The 18567-nt window shown below is 45.8% G+C and carries 15 protein-coding genes; 12 read left to right on the plus strand and 3 right to left on the minus strand.

The annotated features are described in order from the left end of the window. Positions 1-15: 15 nt before the first annotated feature. Positions 16-1404, minus strand: coding sequence for a glutamine synthetase family protein (locus tag RXX31_RS04585; RefSeq protein WP_317587929.1), 1389 nt, complete (start codon positions 1402-1404; stop codon positions 16-18). Positions 1405-1811: 407 nt separating this feature from the next. On the opposite strand from RXX31_RS04585, the gene RXX31_RS04590 reads away from it, so the two are divergent. From RXX31_RS04590 to RXX31_RS04620, 7 genes are all read left to right on the plus strand, one after another. Then, positions 1812-3143, plus strand: coding sequence for a glutamine synthetase family protein (locus RXX31_RS04590; protein ID WP_317587930.1), 1332 nt, complete (start codon positions 1812-1814; stop codon positions 3141-3143). Between the two features lie 126 nt (positions 3144-3269). Further along, a complete protein-coding gene (locus tag RXX31_RS04595; RefSeq protein WP_317587931.1) occupies positions 3270-4619 on the plus strand; it encodes an aspartate aminotransferase family protein in 1350 nt (449 codons plus the stop codon). A gap of 44 nt (positions 4620-4663) precedes the next feature. After that, positions 4664-5773, plus strand: coding sequence for an extracellular solute-binding protein (locus RXX31_RS04600; RefSeq protein ID WP_317587932.1), 1110 nt, complete (start codon positions 4664-4666; stop codon positions 5771-5773). Positions 5774-5822: 49 nt separating this feature from the next. After that, complete coding sequence (gene potG, locus RXX31_RS04605; protein ID WP_317587933.1) at positions 5823-6965, plus strand: putrescine ABC transporter ATP-binding subunit PotG; 1143 nt, start codon at positions 5823-5825, stop codon at positions 6963-6965. Continuing rightward, positions 6962-7879 carry a putrescine ABC transporter permease PotH gene (gene potH / locus RXX31_RS04610; protein ID WP_317587934.1) on the plus strand — a complete coding sequence of 306 codons (918 nt, stop codon included), beginning with the start codon at positions 6962-6964 and terminating at the stop codon, positions 7877-7879. The genes potG and potH overlap by 4 nt, the downstream gene beginning before the upstream one ends. Then, positions 7876-8718 carry an ABC transporter permease subunit gene (locus RXX31_RS04615; protein WP_317587935.1) on the plus strand — a complete coding sequence of 281 codons (843 nt, stop codon included), beginning with the start codon at positions 7876-7878 and terminating at the stop codon, positions 8716-8718. The genes potH and RXX31_RS04615 overlap by 4 nt, the downstream gene beginning before the upstream one ends. A gap of 42 nt (positions 8719-8760) precedes the next feature. Then, the gene (locus tag RXX31_RS04620) at positions 8761-9303 is read left to right on the plus strand and encodes a cupin domain-containing protein (RefSeq protein WP_317588588.1); all 543 of its coding nucleotides are present in this window, start codon (positions 8761-8763) and stop codon (positions 9301-9303) included. 97 nt (positions 9304-9400) lie between these two features. Here RXX31_RS04620 and RXX31_RS04625 read toward each other — a convergent pair whose 3' ends face one another. After that, positions 9401-10888, minus strand: coding sequence for an aldehyde dehydrogenase (locus RXX31_RS04625; protein WP_317587936.1), 1488 nt, complete (start codon positions 10886-10888; stop codon positions 9401-9403). Positions 10889-11403: 515 nt separating this feature from the next. Here RXX31_RS04625 and RXX31_RS04630 point away from each other — a divergent pair. After that, positions 11404-12147 carry a glutamine amidotransferase-related protein gene (locus tag RXX31_RS04630; RefSeq protein ID WP_317587937.1) on the plus strand — a complete coding sequence of 248 codons (744 nt, stop codon included), beginning with the start codon at positions 11404-11406 and terminating at the stop codon, positions 12145-12147. Between the two features lie 164 nt (positions 12148-12311). Next, entirely contained in the window at positions 12312-13046 is a 735-nt protein-coding gene (locus tag RXX31_RS04635) for an RNA methyltransferase (RefSeq protein ID WP_317587938.1), read from the plus strand. A gap of 74 nt (positions 13047-13120) precedes the next feature. Here the strand turns inward: RXX31_RS04635 and fdxA are convergent, their stop codons facing one another. Further along, a complete protein-coding gene (fdxA, locus tag RXX31_RS04640; RefSeq protein WP_014231265.1) occupies positions 13121-13444 on the minus strand; it encodes a ferredoxin FdxA in 324 nt (107 codons plus the stop codon). Positions 13445-13652: 208 nt separating this feature from the next. Here fdxA and RXX31_RS04645 point away from each other — a divergent pair, with 208 nt between their 5' ends. From RXX31_RS04645 to RXX31_RS04655, 3 genes are all read left to right on the plus strand, one after another. Beyond that, a complete protein-coding gene (locus RXX31_RS04645; RefSeq protein ID WP_317587939.1) occupies positions 13653-15272 on the plus strand; it encodes an NAD(P)/FAD-dependent oxidoreductase in 1620 nt (539 codons plus the stop codon). 349 nt (positions 15273-15621) lie between these two features. Further along, positions 15622-16041, plus strand: a complete 420-nt coding sequence (locus RXX31_RS04650) for a CBS domain-containing protein (RefSeq protein WP_317587940.1) — start codon at positions 15622-15624, stop codon at positions 16039-16041. A gap of 161 nt (positions 16042-16202) precedes the next feature. Continuing rightward, the gene (locus tag RXX31_RS04655; protein ID WP_317587941.1) at positions 16203-18506 is read left to right on the plus strand and encodes a zinc/cadmium/mercury/lead-transporting ATPase; all 2304 of its coding nucleotides are present in this window, start codon (positions 16203-16205) and stop codon (positions 18504-18506) included. The last annotated feature ends 61 nt before the right edge of the window (positions 18507-18567 follow it).

Consider the following 18567-nt stretch of genomic DNA (forward strand, 5'->3'; position numbering starts at 1 on the left):
ATCTTGATTTAATACTTATCGGTACCATTGGTATTCAAGTGGTGATACTTGAGCCGAAAACCTTTCCTGCTCGTGCTTTTTATTCGCGAGGTAGACTTTGCAAAGTTCTTCTCCAAAGCTGGTTTGCATAAATTCACTTGTCGCGAAGGCGTGCAAAGCGCTGTCCCAAGAACTTGGCAGAGTCGGCAGAGCGAGCTGAGTGGCGTCTCCATCTATTGGCGCTGGTGGGGTCAGATTGTTTTCAATACCATCTAGGATAGATGCCAATAAAACAGAAACAGTGAGATAAGGGTTAACATCTGCACCTGATAAACGGTGTTCGATTCGTTTGTCTTCAGCGCCGCTCGCCGGTACACGAACGGCAACCGTTCTATTATCCCATCCCCATGAAGCATGCATTGGTACAAACATATTCGGTTGCAAGCGTCGATAGGAGTTCGCATTGGGAGCAAAAATCGCCATGCATTCATCCATGTGTTCCAAGACACCTGCAATGGCATTGAGCAGCAAGTCATCATTATATCCAAGCACGTTAGTGCCATCTTCGTTTTGCAAGCTAATGTGAATGTGACAACCACTACCTGCATATTCGGTATAAGGTTTCGCCATGAAGTTGGCGTGAAATCCATGTTTTTTGGCTATCGCGCGAACGACACGCTTTAGAAGCATCGCATGATCGCAGGCGAGCAATATGTTGGTTGAATGTTTCAGGTTTACTTCAAATTGCCCTGGTGCATATTCCGCTGTGATGTTTTCTGCCGGGATGCCTTGTGCTTGACATGCACTGACGATTTCATCCAAAAAGGTCTTAAATTCGTCAAGTTCATCGAGTGAATAAACCTGAGTCTGTGTCATTCGCTCGCCGCTAACTGGCATCAGTGGGGGTTGGGGACTGCCGGTATCATCGGGCTCAGGATCCTGTAAATAAAACTCTAGCTCAACCGCGACACAGGGGTGTAATCCTTTGCTTTGAAATTTTTTAAGTTGTTGCTCTAGGACGTGTCTTGGGTCTGCAAAGAAAGGCTGGTTAGTCTCTGGCTCGTACATCGTAACGATGGCTTGGGCGCTATTCTCTTGCCAGGGTACGACCTGCAAAGAATTTGGCACAATATGGCAAACACGGTCGCCATCGCCTTTTTCAAATCCTAACCCGGTCTCTTCGACGGTTTCACCACAGATATCAAGTGCAAAAACAGACGCGGGTAAACAAATACCTTGTTCCAGCACTTTGCTTAGTTGATTGGTATTGATCCGCTTTCCCCTGACCACGCCGTTCATATCGAACAGAATCAAATCAATCGTCGTGATGTTTGGGTTCTGTTCGATAAAATGAGCAATTTCTTGTTGCTCCTGCTTGGTTTTTAGTCGGTCAATGTTAATCGGTTGATTGGCAAGACTAGTCATATCCGCAGTGCCTCCTTGGCGTTAAACGTAATAATCCCTTGTTCTATATGGGCTCAGGAATGCCCTGCAGACAGCTTTACTTGCTTTTTAAACATACACACATTGTTTAGGGGATTGCAACACTTTTGTAACTTTAACCTTACCGATGATGTGTCTTGATATAAAATATTTAACAGATTGGTTGACTTTTGGGTGAATTAAGCACAATGCTAAATAGAGCTTATTGATACATCCACGATTTTTAGATGGAGTAACAACTGGGGCTTTAAACTCAACCCAATCAGTTTGGTGGTTGGGATTAGGAAAACATACGAGTGTTATTTTGCTGTCTGCCAGTTTTTAGCGGACGCAGAGCTGTAAACATAAAGCTGTATTTCATGGACCGAAATTAGTGCAAAGAAGGATTTATGGAAACATTCAAGAAATGGATTGAAGAAAACCGTATTACCGAGGTGGAGTGCCTTATCCCAGATATCACCGGTAACGCACGAGGCAAAATTATGCCCGCTAAAAAGTTTCTTCGGGAAGGAGGGATGCATCTTCCCGAAGTGATTTTTTTCCAAACAGTGAATGGTGATTGGCCAGACGATGAGAGCATGATTGATCTCACGGAGAAGGACATGAACCTGGAGCCCGATCCAAACACGGTTAGACTTGTTCCATGGACAAAAGATCCAACCGGTCAGGTAATTCATGACTGTTTTACCGTCGACGGAGAGCCGGTAGAAGTCTCGCCAAGAGCGGTATTACGTCGCGTGTTATCGTTTTATGAAAGAGAGGGCTGGCGTCCGGTTGTCGCGCCAGAGCTAGAGTTCTTCCTGGTGAAAAAGAACCTGGATTGGGATTACCCGCTTGAGCCGCCGATTGGACGAAATGGCAGGCCAGAAACGGCCAGACAATCCTTCAGTATCGATGCTGTGAATGAATTCGATCCTATTTTTGAAGATATGTATGACTTCTGTGAGGCGCAAGGCCTGGACGTTGATACATTAGTTCATGAATCGGGTGCCGCTCAGATGGAGTTGAACTTCGATCACGGTGAACCGTTAGATTTGGCAGATCAAGTTTTTGTGTTTAAACGAACAGTACGAGAAGCCGCGCTGCGACACGACGTTTACGCCACGTTTATGGCTAAACCCATGGAAGATGAGCCAGGTAGCGCGATGCATATTCACCAAAGTCTGGTCGATGTGAACGGCAAGAACTTGTTTGCCAATGAAGATGGTTCCAACAGCGAGCTGTTCCTAAATTATATTGCTGGTATGCAAAAATATACCCCTGCTGCGATTGCCTTTTTTGCACCAAACGTCAATTCCTACCGTCGATTGGTCTTCGGCGAGTCAGCGCCAACCAATGTGGCTTGGGGAGAAGATAACCGCACGGTTGGACTTCGAGTTCCTGTGTCCGATAAGAATGCCCGTCGCATTGAAAACCGTTATGCCGGTGCTGATGCGAACCCATACTTAGCGATGGCTTTGTCACTGGCTTGTGGATATTTGGGGATGAAAGAAAAGCTTACTCCGACACCGCAAAGCACTGGTGACATGACGACCGAGCCTTACTCACTTCCTCATACATTGGAAGACGCTTTAGTGCTGTTAGAAAACAGTGATGAGCTGAGAGAAATTCTCGGTGACCGATTTGTTTCAGCTTACGTTGCTATCAAGCGAAAAGAATACAAAACCTTCTTCCAAGTCATCAGCTCTTGGGAGCGTGAGTTTTTACTCTTAAACGTATAAGTCAAACTTAATAGCTAATTGAAAGCGGCTTACCTTAGCACCCCTTTAAGTAGAAAGCATTTGTCTTTAATGATGCTGGGCAAGCCGTGCTCATACGACGCTATTAATAAACCATGGAATCAAACTATGTCTAAATGGATTGAGCAAGATAGTGCACATTGCTTGCACCCTTTTACTAACTTCAAGGCGTTAAATGACAAAGGGTCTCGCATTATTAACCGCGCGGAAGGGGTTTACATCTATGATGAGGATGATAACAAGATCCTCGATGGTATGGCGGGCTTATGGTGTGTGAATATGGGCTACAGTTGCCAGCCTCTTATTGATGCCGCGACAAAGCAAATGCAGGAATTGCCGTACTACAATTTGTTTTTCCAAACCGCACACCCACCAGCGGTAGAGCTTTCTACTTTATTGGCCGAGGTCACGCCAGAAGGCATGAACCATGTGTTCTATACGGGCTCAGGTTCTGAGTGTAATGACACGGTAGTGAGAATGGTTCGTCACTACTGGAGTAGCCTAGGTAAACCGCAAAAGCAAACCATCATCAGCCGAAAAAATGCTTACCACGGCAGCACTATGGCGGGGGCAAGTCTCGGTGGCATGTCTGCGATGCATGCGCAAGGTGGCCTTCCTCTGCCTAACATCGTGCATATCGATCAACCTTACTATTTTGGTGAAGGAAATGGCGTTGATGAAACCGAATTTGGTTTAGAGCGTGCAAGGCAGCTAGAAGAGAAGATTCTAGAACTCGGTGAGGACAATGTCGCTGCTTTTATTGCAGAGCCTATTCAAGGTGCTGGTGGCGTGATTATTCCACCGTCAAGCTACTGGCCTGAAATCCAACGTATTTGTGACAAATATGAAATTCTATTGATTGTTGATGAAGTGATTTGTGGCTTTGGCCGCACTGGCGAATGGTTCGCAAGTCAGACCTTCAACATAAAGCCAGATCTTATGTGTATGGCGAAAGGGATCACATCAGGTTACCTGCCGCTAGGTGGTGTGATGGTTCGTGATCATGTCGCCAAAGTACTCACCGATGCCGATACGGAATTCGCACACGGTTTTACTTACTCAGGTCATCCTGCTTCTTGTGCGGTGGCCATCGCCAACATTAAAGAGATGCAACGTCTCAGCGTTGTGAATCAAGTACGAGAAGAGACCGGTCCATATTTTGCCAAACGCTGGGCAGAGCTCGCTGAGCACCCATTGGTTGGTGAAGCGCGTAGCGTTGGTCTGGTCGGTGCAATTGAGCTTGTTAAAGATAAACAAACCAAACAACGTTTCGATAAAGAGTTAGATGTGGGGACTCGTTGCCGCGACCATTGTTTTAACAGTGGCGTGGTATTGAGAGCCGTCGGAGACTCAATGATCTGTTCACCACCACTGATTATCACTAAATCAGAAATAGACGAATTAGTTGCACTTGCAAAACTGGCTTTAGATAACACGCTCGCCGACGTTCAGCAGTAGCCGACGAGAACAATACCAAAACTCACCAAGGAATGGAGATCCAAATGGAGAAAATGAAGGTTTATTGTGGGGTAGCGTTGGGGATGACTCTTGGGTTCGCCCCGTTAACATCAATTGCTGCGGAAGACAAAGTACTCAATATCTATAACTGGTCTGATTATATTGCTGAAGATACCATCGCCAAATTTGAGCAGGAAACAGGTATCAAGGTTGTCTACGATGTTTTTGATTCTAATGAAGTTCTGGAAGCGAAAGTTCTATCAGGCAATACTGGCTTCGACCTTATTGTCCCGAGTAACGACTTTTTGGGCAGACAGGTAAAAGCTGGCGCTTTTCAAAAATTGGATAAAGAAAAGCTAAGCAACTATAAAAACCTAGACCCTAAATTGATGGGAATCTTGTCAGACACCGTTGACCCTGAAAATGCTTATTCGGTGCCTTACCTTTGGGGCACAACAGGCATTGGCTACAACGTCGAGAAGGTCAAAGCGGCACTTGGAGAAGATGCCCCCGTCAACAGTTGGGATTTAGTGTTTAAACCAGAGAACATGGAAAAACTGGCGAAATGTGGTGTGGGCTTTTTGAATGCGCCATCGGAGATCATGGCGGCATCATTAAACTACATAGGCAAAGATCCTAATAGTACTGACCCGAATGACTACAAAAAGGATGCACTTGAGTTACTCAAAACGGTCCGTCCATATGTTACTTACTTTCACTCTTCGCAATACATCAATGACTTAGCTAATGGCGACATTTGTGTTGCCATCGGTTGGTCCGGAGATGTTCTTCAAGCAGCAGATCGTGCGGCAGAAGCGGATAACGGTGTTGAGATTGCTTACTCAATTCCAAAAGAGGGCGCATTAGCTTGGTTTGACTTAATGGCGATCCCTAAAGACGCTAAGCACCCTGAAAATGCCCACCTTTTCATCAATTTCTTGCTAAGACCTGAAGTAATCGCAGAAATCAGTAACTACGTTTGGTACGCGAATCCAAACCCACCTTCGCGTGAGTTTATCGATACTGAAATTCTGGATGATCCGGGTATCTATCCTAGTGAGGAAACACAGGAGAAGCTCTACAGCGCGAAAATGTTGCCTCATAAAACCGCTCGTGCGATGACTCGTGCGTGGACAGATTTTGTTAAAAACTAGATAGAGACAAAGAGGTGACCTTAGGGTCGCCTCTTTTATGGAGAGTACCATGACAGTGATGTCACTTTGTAACGACCTTCCTCATATGCATGTGGAATCTAACCCGCCAAAACCTTTACTTGAAATTAAAGGGCTAACCAAAAGCTTTGACGGCCACGTAGCCGTAGATGGATTGGACTTGACGATCAACCAAGGCGAATTATTCGCACTACTTGGCGCATCGGGCTGTGGAAAGTCCACCTTGCTCCGGATGCTTGCCGGCTTTGAACAACCTTCAGCAGGACAGATCATCTTAGATGGGGAAGATCTCGCCACGATCCCTCCTTATCGTCGCCCGGTCAATATGATGTTTCAATCCTATGCGCTGTTTCCTCATATGACAGTGGCTGACAATATTGCATTTGGACTCAAGCAAGACGGGATGCCACGCAAAGAAATAGATGAGACCGTGAAACAGATGCTGGAACTGGTGCACATGTCTGACTATGCCAAACGTAAACCTCATCAACTTTCTGGGGGCCAAAAACAGCGTGTTGCGCTTGCTCGTAGTTTAGCGAAAAAGCCAAAACTGCTGCTTCTTGATGAGCCAATGGGGGCGTTAGATAAAAACTTAAGAGAAAAAATGCAACTCGAAGTGGTGGATATCTTAGAGCGTGTGGGGGTGACTTGTGTGATGGTCACGCACGATCAGGAAGAAGCGATGACTATGGCCAGCCGAATGGCGATTATGAATAAGGGACAGTTTGTTCAAATTGGTTCTCCGGAGTCCATTTATGAACATCCTAATTCTCAATTCTCTGCCAAGTTTGTCGGCACGGTAAATATCTTTGAAGGGATAGTAGAAAATAGTCAAAACGACAGCTGTACTGTGCGCTGTCAGGATCTCGACAACCCAATTTATATTAATGAAGGTATTTCCGGAGTAACGGGTGTTCCAGTGATGATAGCGGTGAGACCCGAAAAAATGACCCTGAGTACGCATAGCAACCACTCGGTAAATAGCTGCTCGGGGGTTGTCGAAGATATTGCCTACATGGGGAATCAATCAATTTATCATGTGCGTCTACCGTCTGGAAAATTGGTCACGGCCACCTTACAAAATACCACTCGCTTGAGAAAAGACATGCCGACGTGGGAACAGAAGGTCACGCTAAGTTGGGACATGGAAAGTTGCGTGGTACTTAAAATATGATAAAAACAGCGAAACTCAATATTTGGCGTGTCATACCCACGCCAAAGTGCTTACTACTTGCTGTCCCTTATGGATGGTTATTACTCTTTTTCTTACTTCCATTTTTGATCGTTTTTAAGATCAGCTTCGCAGAGGCACAAGTCTCAATACCACCTTATTCTGAGCTACTCAGTTATGCCGAGCAGCAACTGCAGCTGCTACTGAATATAGGGAACTACGAATACTTGTTGGAAGATGATTTATACGTTTCATCGTATTTAGAGTCGATACGTATTGCGCTGATATCAACGTTACTCTGTTTAGTGGTCGGTTTTCCAATTGCCTGGGCAATCGTACACTCAGCACCCTCGACGCGTAACGTATTACTGATGCTTATCATTCTTCCATCATGGACAAGTTTCTTAATTCGAGTCTACGCCTGGATAGGTATCCTCAAAAATAATGGATTACTCAATAACGTACTGTTAACCATTGGGGCGATTGACGAACCATTAAAGATATTACACACCGATGCCGCTGTGTATATCGGCATTGTATATACCTATTTACCTTTCATGGTCCTGCCTTTATATACCGCGCTGATGCGAGTTGACTACTCACTGATAGAAGCCGCCAGTGATTTAGGTGCGAAACCAGTAACCACATTATTTAATGTTTTAATTCCGTTAACCCGTGCTGGCATCATTGCCGGTTCCATGTTGGTCTTTATACCAGCGGTAGGGGAATTTGTTATTCCTGAACTGCTCGGTGGACCGGATTCGATCCTGATCGGAAAAGTGTTATGGCAAGAGTTTTTCAATAACCGAGATTGGCCTGTGGCTTCGGCTGTTGCAACCACGATGCTACTCATCTTAATGGTGCCAATTCTTTGGTTCCACCGTTATCAAAAACGTGAATTGGAGGTACAGGGATGAACGATATTCCAGTTTACAACAATAAAGGGAAGTGGTTGATATTAGGGTTAGGCTTCGCCTTTCTCTACTTACCGATTTTAATTCTGATTATTTATTCTTTTAACGAAAACCGATTGGTAACCGTTTGGTCCGGGTTTTCTTTCAAGTGGTATTCCGAGTTATTTGACGACGACTTATTAATGGGCGGGGTAAAGCTGAGCCTGTTAATTGGCTTTCTTTCTGCAAGTGCAGCGGTGGTGCTTGGTACTATCGCGGCGTTTGTCCTAAATCGTTTTGGTAAATTTCGAGGCGAAACCGGCTTCGCATTTATGATCACAGCTCCCTTGGTTATGCCAGAGGTGATCACCGGACTGTCTTTATTGCTACTCTTTATTGCGATGGGGCAAGTGTTTGATTTATTTAATCAACGTGGAATGATGACGATTTGGATCGCGCATGTTACATTCTGCACCGCTTACGTAACGGTAGTGGTGAGCTCCAGGCTACAAGAGGTGGATCGATCAATCGAAGAGGCGGCAATGGATCTAGGTGCGCCACCCTGGAAAGTATTTTTTCAAATTACCTTACCAACGATTGCTCCGGCTATTATTGCGGGTTGGTTACTGGCGTTTACTTTGTCGCTCGATGACTTGGTGATTGCAAGCTTTGTATCTGGTCCGAGTGCTACAACACTGCCAATGGTGGTATTCTCCAGCGTGAGACTAGGCGTGAGCCCTAAAATTAATGCCCTCGCGACGTTGATCATTTTAGCGGTATCGTGTGCCACCTTTATTGCATGGTGGGTACTTGCTAAAGCGGAGAAACGACGACTACAAGAGGTGAAAATGAGCCAGCAGTAGAGGCATTCGCTGACAAATTAGGAGAGATACATGGATAGAGACATGGATGTAGGCAAGCAACTTAAGACGATCCGAACCATGCGTGGTTTATCCCAACGAGAGCTTGCGAAGAGAAGCGGCGTGACGAACTCCATGATCTCTCAAATTGAACAGAACCTGGTTAATCCGTCTGTCGGGTCACTAAAAAAGATACTGGAAGCGATTCCCATCTCAATGGGCGAGTTTTTTACTTTAGACGTTGAATCCGAGGACGACATCTTTTTTAGTCCGGAACAGATGGCGGATTTAGGTGATGGCAAAATTAACCTGATGTTAGTGGGTGCGAAACGAGAAGGTCGCAAACTTGCCATATTGCATGAAGTCTACCCGCCAGGTGCTGATACTGGCACTGATTTCATGCAGCATGAAGGTGAAGAAGGCGGCGTGGTGATTCGAGGAGAAATCGAGATCACGGTAGGCAGCCGCACTCAGGTACTGAAAGCTGGGGATTCTTATTATTTTGAAACACGTAAACCACACCGCTTTCGCAATAAGGGAAAAGTGGAGTGTGAGCTGATTAGCGCTTCGACGCCACCAACGTTTTAGATACTCGCTTTTCGACAAAAAATGGCCTCTGTTATGAGGCCATTTTTAATCACGGTGCATTTTTAGTCACGGTGAATGCGGTTATGAGACAAAAACACTAATCAAGCTCGATCCATGTCGATTTGATTTCGGTGTATTTATCTAAGGCGTGTAAAGACTTATCTCTGCCGTTACCACTTTGTTTGAACCCGCCAAACGGCATCGTCATATCACCGCCGTCCCAGTTGTTCACAAAGACGGTACCGGCTCTTAGCGCGCGTGAGCATTTTACCGCAGTGGAAATATCGGAAGTCCACCCCCCAGCCGCAAGGCCATATTCACTGTCGTTGGCAAGCTCTATCGCCTCATCAATGGTATCGAAAGTCGTCACACAAAGCACAGGACCAAATATCTCTTCTTTGAATATACGCATGTCAGGTGTCACGTCGGCGAAGACTGCGGGCTGGATATAGTAGCCGCCAGTGTGTTCAAGCAACTTTTGGCCGCCAAATAGCAGCGTTGCCCCTTCTTGCTTGCCGACCTCAATATAATCAAGTACGCGTTCATACTGAGCCTTGTCAACAATGGCACCAACACGAGAGCTGTCGTTAAGAGGATCGCCAGGTTGCCATTTGTCCATGTTTTTTAATAGTAGCTCGAGGAATTGCGTTTTGATGGACGACTGAACCAAAAGACGAGAGCCTGCGGTACAAACTTCACCTTGGTTGTAGCAAATGGCGGTTGCAGCAGTAGCCGCTGCTTTCTCAATGTTTTTGACATCGTAATGGATGATATGAGGACTTTTGCCACCACATTCCATAAAGGTACGCTTAAGGTTGGATTCACCGGCAAAGGTCAGTAATTTTTTACCGACAGCTGTTGAACCAGTAAAGGTTATACAGTCGACATCGGGGTGAAGGGATAATGCTTGACCAGCTTCGTGACCAAACCCTGGGAGAACTTGTAGTACACCATCAGGAATGCCGGCTTGAGAAGCTAATTCAGCGAGCAATATCGCGGTAAGTGGCGACTTTTCCGATGGTTTGATGATGACCGAGTTACCAGTGGCTAATGCTGGGCCAATTTTCCAGGCCGCCATGACGGTAGGGAAGTTCCAAGGAACAATTGCCGCTACGACCCCTAAAGGTTCTCTAGTGACCAGTGCAAGCGCTTCTTCGGTCACAGGCGCGACTTCATCATAAATCTTATCGATCGCTTCAGCGTTCCATTGTATGCATCGAGCGGTGGCTGGTGCATCATATCCCATGGCATCAGAAATGGGTTTTCCCATATCTAAAGACTCCAGAATAGCGAACTGTTCCTGGTGTTGTTCGATAAGCCTGGCGTAGTTAAGTAAAACGGTTTTGCGCTGCGCTGGCGGCAGTCCTGCCCAGACTCGGGAATGAAAAGCATCACGCGCGGCTTTAACTGCAATCTCGACATCTTCCTCTCGGCAACGCGCCACGTGAGCGAGATGCTGGCCTGTCGCAGGGTTAATAATCTCGAAGGTATCATTGTTGATCGCGTTGGTTAGCTTTCCATTAATGTAGGCTTGTGTGTTAAACCTCAACTCAGTGGCTTTATCGTGCCAGTTTATCGTATCCATTCCCTGTCCTTATTCCTTTTTGTGTGTATTTAATCCAAATGAAGTGTTAAACCCGCTTAGCGGTTAAATAGCGAAGTAGGCTTAACGCTGTGTTCTCTCCATTGCGTTAAAGATTCAAAGTGTGTACCTGATTAGAGCGATTTGATAATAGGGAACGAAACGCGCACGTTATTACGCCTTTTTCGCGATGAAGATTTCTAGTCCATTGATATCGCAATAAATACTCATGTCCTTCGCTGACTTTTCGTTCTACTCTAAGATAAGGTTTGATTAATAAACTCATCAAAACGTAGATAGTGAACGTAGATAAATCAATTAAATGTTCAGTATTTAATAATTTTTAGACATATATCCGGCGTATTTGGTCTATCTTGTTAAATATTGGGGTGCGTTAATTGAAAATTCATGGAATGAATGGAGTTCGATTTGATACTCGGATGAAAAGTACCACCACTCGATGGTCGAAAGGCTTGCTATAAAGTGCAATGTAATATCAAGGATGAGATAGGCGAACAATGAAAATTGGGATAATAACCTGCGGATATGTAGATCCACCTTTGTCGGATGGCTATGGTCAATATGCTGATATGATTGAAAGCGCCTTTGCTAGCGTGAATGATGCGATGACGTTTCAAAACTATGATGCGATAAAAGGCGAGTTACCAGGCTTTGACGAGTGCCATGGTTTTATTATTACTGGCAGCGTACACAATGCTTATGATGACTTGCCATGGATCCTTGCTTTAGCAGATTGGATCCGTAGCTGTGAAGCAAGAAAAAAACCACTGGTCGGGATATGCTTTGGGCATCAGTTAATTGCCAGAGCACTTGGTGGTGTCGTCGAAAAGTCTCACAAAGGTTGGGGGTTAGGCAGTTACGAGGTAAAAGTTGTCGCGCTCAAGAAATGGATGAACCTTGCTGTTGACAGTGCGCGTATGCTGGTTAGCCACCAAGATCAGGTCGTGGTTGTACCACAACAGTTGCGTGTCATAGCCGGTAACGAGTTTTGTCCTAACTTTATGCTGGTGAAGGACAACCATATTTTAACGGTACAAGGCCACCCCGAGTTCAGCACCAAGTTTACAGAAGAGTTAGTTAGGAAGCGCCAGCATTTGCTTCCTCAACATCAGTACGAAGATGCCTTTGTGCAGTTGAAGAAGCCTAATGATTCTGCTCTGTTTTTACATTGGGTTGACGCCTTCTTCACTCGTGATCAGCAGAGAGTCTGTTCAGAGGCAATGCAAAAAGTTGAGCAATAAATAGCAGTATTATTGTAACTGGAAGTGTGAGTGGCCAAGTCTAAGATGTCATCATTGCGGGATTTTGTGCCTCTCACTTCAACCTCTCTTTAGCTATGCACGTCTTTACTCTATAATCCCCCCGTTTTATTCAGTACTTAACCATTTTCTCCCGGGATATTTTCATGATTTCAAAAAACCAATTAAAACTGCTTCGTGCTTTGGGTCAAAAGAAGCAGCGTAAAGCGCATGGCTTATTTCTGGTTCAGGGTGAAAAGAACGTACTGGAGCTGGTCAATAGTTCACTTACAGTAAAACAGATTTTTGCGACGGCGGAGTTCCTTGACCAGCACCGCCAAGAGCTTGGTCACTTTGACTGTATCGAAGCATCGTTGGACGACCTAACCAAAGCAAGCACGCTGGTAAGCAACAATGCGGCAATTGCGGTCGTAGAAGTTCCAAGTACAAAAGTGCCTGAGGCGAAAGGCCTGATGATTGCACTGGATGGTGTGTCTGATCCGGGTAACTTAGGGACCATCATTCGTGTAGCCGATTGGTACGGTATTAAGCACATTATCGCGAGTTCGGACTGTGCGGATCCGTATAACCCTAAAACCATCAGCGCGACCATGGGCAGCTTCGACCGAGTTCAGGTTAGCCTTGTCGACCTGCCAAGCTACTTAGAGCAAGTAAAATTACCAGTCTACGGTGCGTTTCTGGAAGGGGAGAGCGTGCATAAAACGGATTTCTCTGCCGAAGGTATCTTACTGATGGGCAGTGAATCACATGGTGTGCGTGAAGAGGCATCGAAGTTCGTGACTGATAAGATCACCATTCCAGCGTTTGGTGGCGCTGAATCGCTAAACGTAGCCATGGCGACGGGCATTATTCTGGACAATATGCGTCGTCAACACAGCTGATGGATTGAGCGAAATTGAGAGACAAAAAAAGCGTAACAACTGCGGTTATTACGCTTTTTTCGTTTTGGATACTTTTATTTTTCCAACATATCTAGCTTGTTTGGCACGCCGTTCCATTTCTCGGCATCTTCCATTGCTGGTTTTACCTCAGTCTGTACTGGCCAAATCTCAGCAAGCTCTGCATTTAATGCCGTATAGATTTGTTGATCTTCTGGGACTTCATCTTCCTGAAAAATCGCATGAGCGTCACACTCGTCAACACACAGGCCGCAGTCGATACACTCTATTGGGTTGATTACCATGAAGTTTGGCCCTTCGTGAAAGGCATCAGCTGGGCACACTGCGACACAGTCAGTGTATTTACATTGGATACAGTTATCGGTTACGACAAATGCCATGATAATCCGCTCTTAAGTTAGTCAAAATCAAAGAATGGGGATAATACTCGTCCCAAGGTAAAATTCAACATTCCATCGGTTAAATAGCTCACCTCACTTTGATTTAGTATGACAGACAATTCAATTTCTCGTAAAATGCGCGCCATTGTGAGCTGACCCTGTATTTAGCAGGGTTTTGGCTAAGACACCAACTACCCGAGACATCGATATGATTCGTATTAATGAAATTAGACTTCCTCTGGATCATGAGGAAGGCGCGCTATTAGACGCGATCACTAAAAAGCTTGGCATTCCTGCTGAGAAAGTTATCTCTTTTAACGTCTTTAGACGCGGCTACGATGCTCGTAAGAAAACGAATATTCAGCTTATCTACACGCTAGACATCATTGTTGAAGGTGATGAAGCGGCGCTACTAGAGAAGTTTACGAAGGACCCACATGTTCGCCAAACTCCGGATATGGAGTATAAGTTTGTCGCGAAAGCGCCTGAAAACTTAACAGAGCGCCCTGTGGTAATCGGCTTTGGCCCTTGTGGTCTATTTGCTGGTCTGGTTTTGGCTCAAATGGGCTTTAACCCAATTATCGTTGAGCGTGGTAAAGAAGTACGTGAGCGTACTAAAGACACGTTTGGCTTTTGGCGTAAGCGCGCGTTAAACACAGAATCAAATGTGCAATTTGGTGAAGGCGGCGCGGGGACGTTCTCTGACGGTAAACTGTACAGTCAGGTAAAAGATCCCAATTTCTACGGCCGTAAAGTTATCACTGAATTTGTCGCAGCGGGCGCACCAGAAGAAATTCTTTACGTAAGTAAGCCGCACATCGGTACCTTCAAACTGGTTACGATGATCGAGAAAATGCGCGCGAAAATCATCGAATTAGGTGGTGAAATCCGCTTTAGTACTCGTGTTGATGATCTTCATATGGAAGATGGTCAGCTTACAGGCGTCACATTATCCAATGGTGAAGAAATCAAATCTCGCCACATTGTACTGGCGGTTGGTCATAGTGCTCGTGACACATTTGAGATGCTGCATGAGCGTGGTGTCTACATGGAAGCTAAACCATTCTCGGTCGGTTTCCGAATAGAACACAAACAATCGATGATCGACGAAGCCCGCTTTGGTCCCAATGCAGGTCATCCAATTCTTGGCGCAGCAGATTACAAACTGGTGCACCACTGTAAGAACGGTCGTACGGTATACAGCTTCTGTATGTGTCCGGGTGGCACTGTGGTTGCGGCGACATCAGAAGAAGGCCGTGTCGTCACAAATGGTATGAGCCAGTACTCTCGTTCAGAGCGTAACGCGAACAGTGCTATTGTTGTGGGTATCTCGCCAGAGCAAGATTACCCGGGTGATCCGCTTGCAGGTATTCGCTTCCAGCGTGAACTGGAATCTGGCGCTTATAAGCTAGGTGGTGAGACTTACGATGCGCCAGCGCAAAAAATTGGTGACTTCCTGAAAGGTCGCGATCCAAGTGAGTTAGGTGATGTAGAACCGTCATTTACACCGGGCATCAAATTAACTGATTTATCCAAAGCGCTGCCAGCGTTTGCGGTAGAAGCAATTCGAGAAGCCATTCCTGCCTTCGATCGCAAGATCAAAGGATTTGCTTCCGACGATGGCCTGTTAACCGGTGTGGAAACGCGTACTTCCTCACCTGTGTGCATTAAACGTGGTAACGACTTCCAGAGCATTAACTTGAAGGGTTTCTATCCCGCGGGTGAAGGCGCGGGTTACGCAGGCGGTATCTTATCTGCTGGTATCGACGGTATCAAAGTTGCGGAAGCGGTAGCTCGCGATATTGTTGCAGCAATGGAAAACGCGTAATTTCACCAACGCGATAAAATAGCTAAAGCCAGTCAGGAGAACTGACTGGCTTTTTTGTATGTAATTTTCCTGCACTATTTGTCTCGTTTTGCTTCCTCTACAAACTTCATCAAAGCAGCGTATTTATGCTTATTCCACTTAGGTATTGGTATGGAAAATAATGGCTAACAGATGGGTGACTAACATAAATATACCACTGAGTTTTTATTGGTTTAGTCGTTCTATTAATTCGGATAAAGATCAATAGACTAGCCCTATGAGCAAAATTGACACTTTCCATTTAGTAAAATCAAAAAATTAGACGACACTTATCTTAAGGCCGCAAGAATATGGTTCCAAGGAGATAAGAATGCGTTCATTAAAAGTAAAAGATTACATGACGTTGCAAGCAGTGACTTTCACCAAAGACATGTCACTTACGGCTGCTTTGAATAAGGTATTAAAAAGCGTCACTCTCGGTGGTCCCGTTATCGATGAAAATAAAAAGGTAGTGGGATTTTTATCAGAACAGGATTTGTTGGATAAATTGGTTAAAGCCAGTTACCACTGCCAGGATACGCATACAGTTCAAGAATGCATGCATCAGGACGTGCTTTCTGTTTCTCCAGAAATGTCGATCATTGAGTTGGCGGATATGATGAAGGTCGGTAAGCCGAAGGTATATCCAGTGGTTGATGAGAAGGGGAAGCTGGTTGGTATTATTACCCGAAGTGATGTTTTGAGGGCGCTGGGTGTGACTCTCAACGAATGCTTCATGCATCCGGTATAAAATGCAAACCATGCAGAGAAAACCAAAAGGCGCGCTGGCGTCTTTTGGGCTTTATCCCTTGGGTAGAAAAGTTTTTACCAAACCAACTTGACCTTGGAGCTTACTCTAAGGTTTATCCTTATTGTTAGATGAATTGTTTATCACCAGTAAGGAACAAGCTTATGTGTACAAAACATCAAGGTTGCCAATCAAGCAAAATAAAATCGGCGGTGCCGCTTGGGCAGAATAATACCTGCTGTGCGCCAACCAAACCCTCACTCACTATTTCACAAGCGAGTGTTGATACGGCTGAAAGTTCATGTTGCGGCGGTGGAGGTTGCAGCTCAGAGCCACCTGAAGAGGAAGCCCCCGATAGAACATCCATTTCTTCCATCCGAAGTAGCTGGCTGGTTTCCGACATGGATTGCCCGTCATGTGCACTGAAACTTGAAAAAGCCATTACCAGTTTAGACGGGGTGAATCATGCAAAAGTGTTGTTTTCCACCGAGAAGTTGGTGGTGGATTTTGATGATCATTCGCTGACCCCTTTAATTGAACAAACCGCTCGCCAGACCGGTTTTCCTCTCGCGACACTGGATAAAACCAAACCGAAAAATCAAATCAAAGGTTGGCGCGCCGTTATTACCGACAATGTGCATATTTTATCTATCGCCGTAGCGATGTTAGTCGCTGCTTCGCTTGCCAGTGTGAGTCCTCAAATCAGCTCATGGATATTTACGTTAACCTGTCTGTTAGGACTATTTCCTATTGCCCGTAAAGCGGTGAGGTTAGCCAAAGGAGGAACGCCGTTTGCTATTGAAACCCTAATGAGCGTTGCAGCGTTAGGGGCATTGTATTTAGGTGAAACCGCAGAAGCCGCGATGGTGCTATTGCTTTTCCTTATTGGTGAAAAGTTAGAAGCGTATGCATCATCACGTGCTCGAAGTGGTATTCAGGCGCTGATGGATTTGGTGCCTGAAAACGCGACTGTACTTAAAGACGGCGTGCGTGAAGAAGTGCCAGCCTCCCAACTTCAACCTGGAGACGTGATTGAAGTGGCTCCTGGTGGTCGCTTATCCGCTGACGGTGTCCTCATGAACTCGCTGGCCAGTTTTGACGAAAGTGCCCTAACAGGCGAGTCCATTCCTGTTGAATACCAAGAAGGCGGAAAAATCATGGCGGGCGCTGTGGTTGTCGATAAGGTGGTACAGGTACAAGTCACTTCTCGACAGGGGGATAATGCGATTGATCGAATTTTGCATTTGATTGAAGAAGCGGAATCACGAAAAGCGCCGTTCGAACGTTTCCTTGATAAATTCAGCCGTTGGTATACGCCGTTTATGATGCTGGTGTCGCTGGTCGTCGTTATAGCACCACCACTGTTGTTCGCTCAGCCCTGGGATACATGGATTTACCGTGGATTAGCGCTCCTGATTATTGCTTGTCCTTGTGCCTTGGTCATTTCTACACCGGCTGCCATTACCTCGGGGTTAGCGGCGGCGGCACGTCGTGGTGCGTTAATCAAAGGTGGTGCAGCGTTAGAGTTGCTTGGCAAAGTAGAGTCGGTGGCTTTTGATAAAACTGGTACGTTGACCGAGGGTAAGCCTCAAGTGACCGATGTGCTGACCTATGGCGTGACTAAAGAGCAGTTAATGAGCCTTACCGCGGCGATTGAAGTGGGATCAAGTCACCCACTAGCGTTGTCGCTGGTTAACAAGGTTAAAGATTTGGGCCTCCCAATACCAGAAGCAAACGAAAAGACAGTACAAGCTGGCTCGGGCGTGTCAGGTATCGTGGAAGGTAAGTTAGTTCAGGCCATAGCACCTTCAAAACTGGATTTGCCGCTTTCTCAACAGCAGCAAGAACAGGTTTTTGACCTGGAAGCGTCCGGTAAAACGGTGGTCATTGTTCGCGTAGAAGAACAGGTAGTCGGTTTGATCGCATGGCAGGATACGTTACGTGAGGATGCACAGCGCGCGGTGGCAGCCCTCCAAAAGTTGGGTATTTCTTCTGTGATGTTAACCGGTGATAACCCGCGTAGCGCGGAAGCGATGGCAAACCAAATCGGGTTAGATTATCAAGCCAGTCTACTGCCAGCTGATAAAGTCCATTACGTTGAACTGCTCTCAAAGCAACATACCGTTGCGATGCTGGGGGATGGGATCAATGATGCGCCAGCGATGAAGGCATCCAGTGTAAGTATTGCTATGGGAGGCGGGACAGACGTCGCGCTTGAGACGGCAGATGCAGCACTGACACACAATCGCTTGGTAGAGCTGCCTGCAATGATCGAACTGTCACGCGCAACAATGAATAATATTCGTCAAAATGTTACGTTAGCACTCGGTCTTAAAGGGATTTTTCTTGTGACCAGCCTTTTCGGTATCACCGGGCTTTGGGTCGCGGTACTGGCCGACAGTGGGGCGACGGCATTAGTGACATTGAATGCCCTGAGACTGCTGCGTTTTAAGTCAAAACAGAAGTAGTAATGAAATAAAGTTGCACTATATTTAACCCGGGGCACGGCAGTGTCTCGGGTTTTTTATT

Origin of the sequence: Vibrio sp. EA2, assembly GCF_033042495.1 — a bacterium.
GTDB lineage: Bacteria > Pseudomonadota > Gammaproteobacteria > Enterobacterales > Vibrionaceae > Vibrio.

Coding starts and splice junctions, on each gene's coding strand:
- RXX31_RS04585 (WP_317587929.1), bottom strand. CDS start 1,404: ATGACTAGTCTTGCCAATCAACCGATTAACATTGACCGACTAAAAACC.
- RXX31_RS04590 (WP_317587930.1), top strand. CDS start 1,812: ATGGAAACATTCAAGAAATGGATTGAAGAAAACCGTATTACCGAGGTG.
- RXX31_RS04595 (WP_317587931.1), top strand. CDS start 3,270: ATGTCTAAATGGATTGAGCAAGATAGTGCACATTGCTTGCACCCTTTT.
- RXX31_RS04600 (WP_317587932.1), top strand. CDS start 4,664: ATGGAGAAAATGAAGGTTTATTGTGGGGTAGCGTTGGGGATGACTCTT.
- potG (WP_317587933.1), top strand. CDS start 5,823: ATGACAGTGATGTCACTTTGTAACGACCTTCCTCATATGCATGTGGAA.
- potH (WP_317587934.1), top strand. CDS start 6,962: ATGATAAAAACAGCGAAACTCAATATTTGGCGTGTCATACCCACGCCA.
- RXX31_RS04615 (WP_317587935.1), top strand. CDS start 7,876: ATGAACGATATTCCAGTTTACAACAATAAAGGGAAGTGGTTGATATTA.
- RXX31_RS04620 (WP_317588588.1), top strand. CDS start 8,761: ATGGATGTAGGCAAGCAACTTAAGACGATCCGAACCATGCGTGGTTTA.
- RXX31_RS04625 (WP_317587936.1), bottom strand. CDS start 10,888: ATGGATACGATAAACTGGCACGATAAAGCCACTGAGTTGAGGTTTAAC.
- RXX31_RS04630 (WP_317587937.1), top strand. CDS start 11,404: ATGAAAATTGGGATAATAACCTGCGGATATGTAGATCCACCTTTGTCG.
- RXX31_RS04635 (WP_317587938.1), top strand. CDS start 12,312: ATGATTTCAAAAAACCAATTAAAACTGCTTCGTGCTTTGGGTCAAAAG.
- fdxA (WP_014231265.1), bottom strand. CDS start 13,444: ATGGCATTTGTCGTAACCGATAACTGTATCCAATGTAAATACACTGAC.
- RXX31_RS04645 (WP_317587939.1), top strand. CDS start 13,653: ATGATTCGTATTAATGAAATTAGACTTCCTCTGGATCATGAGGAAGGC.
- RXX31_RS04650 (WP_317587940.1), top strand. CDS start 15,622: ATGCGTTCATTAAAAGTAAAAGATTACATGACGTTGCAAGCAGTGACT.
- RXX31_RS04655 (WP_317587941.1), top strand. CDS start 16,203: ATGTGTACAAAACATCAAGGTTGCCAATCAAGCAAAATAAAATCGGCG.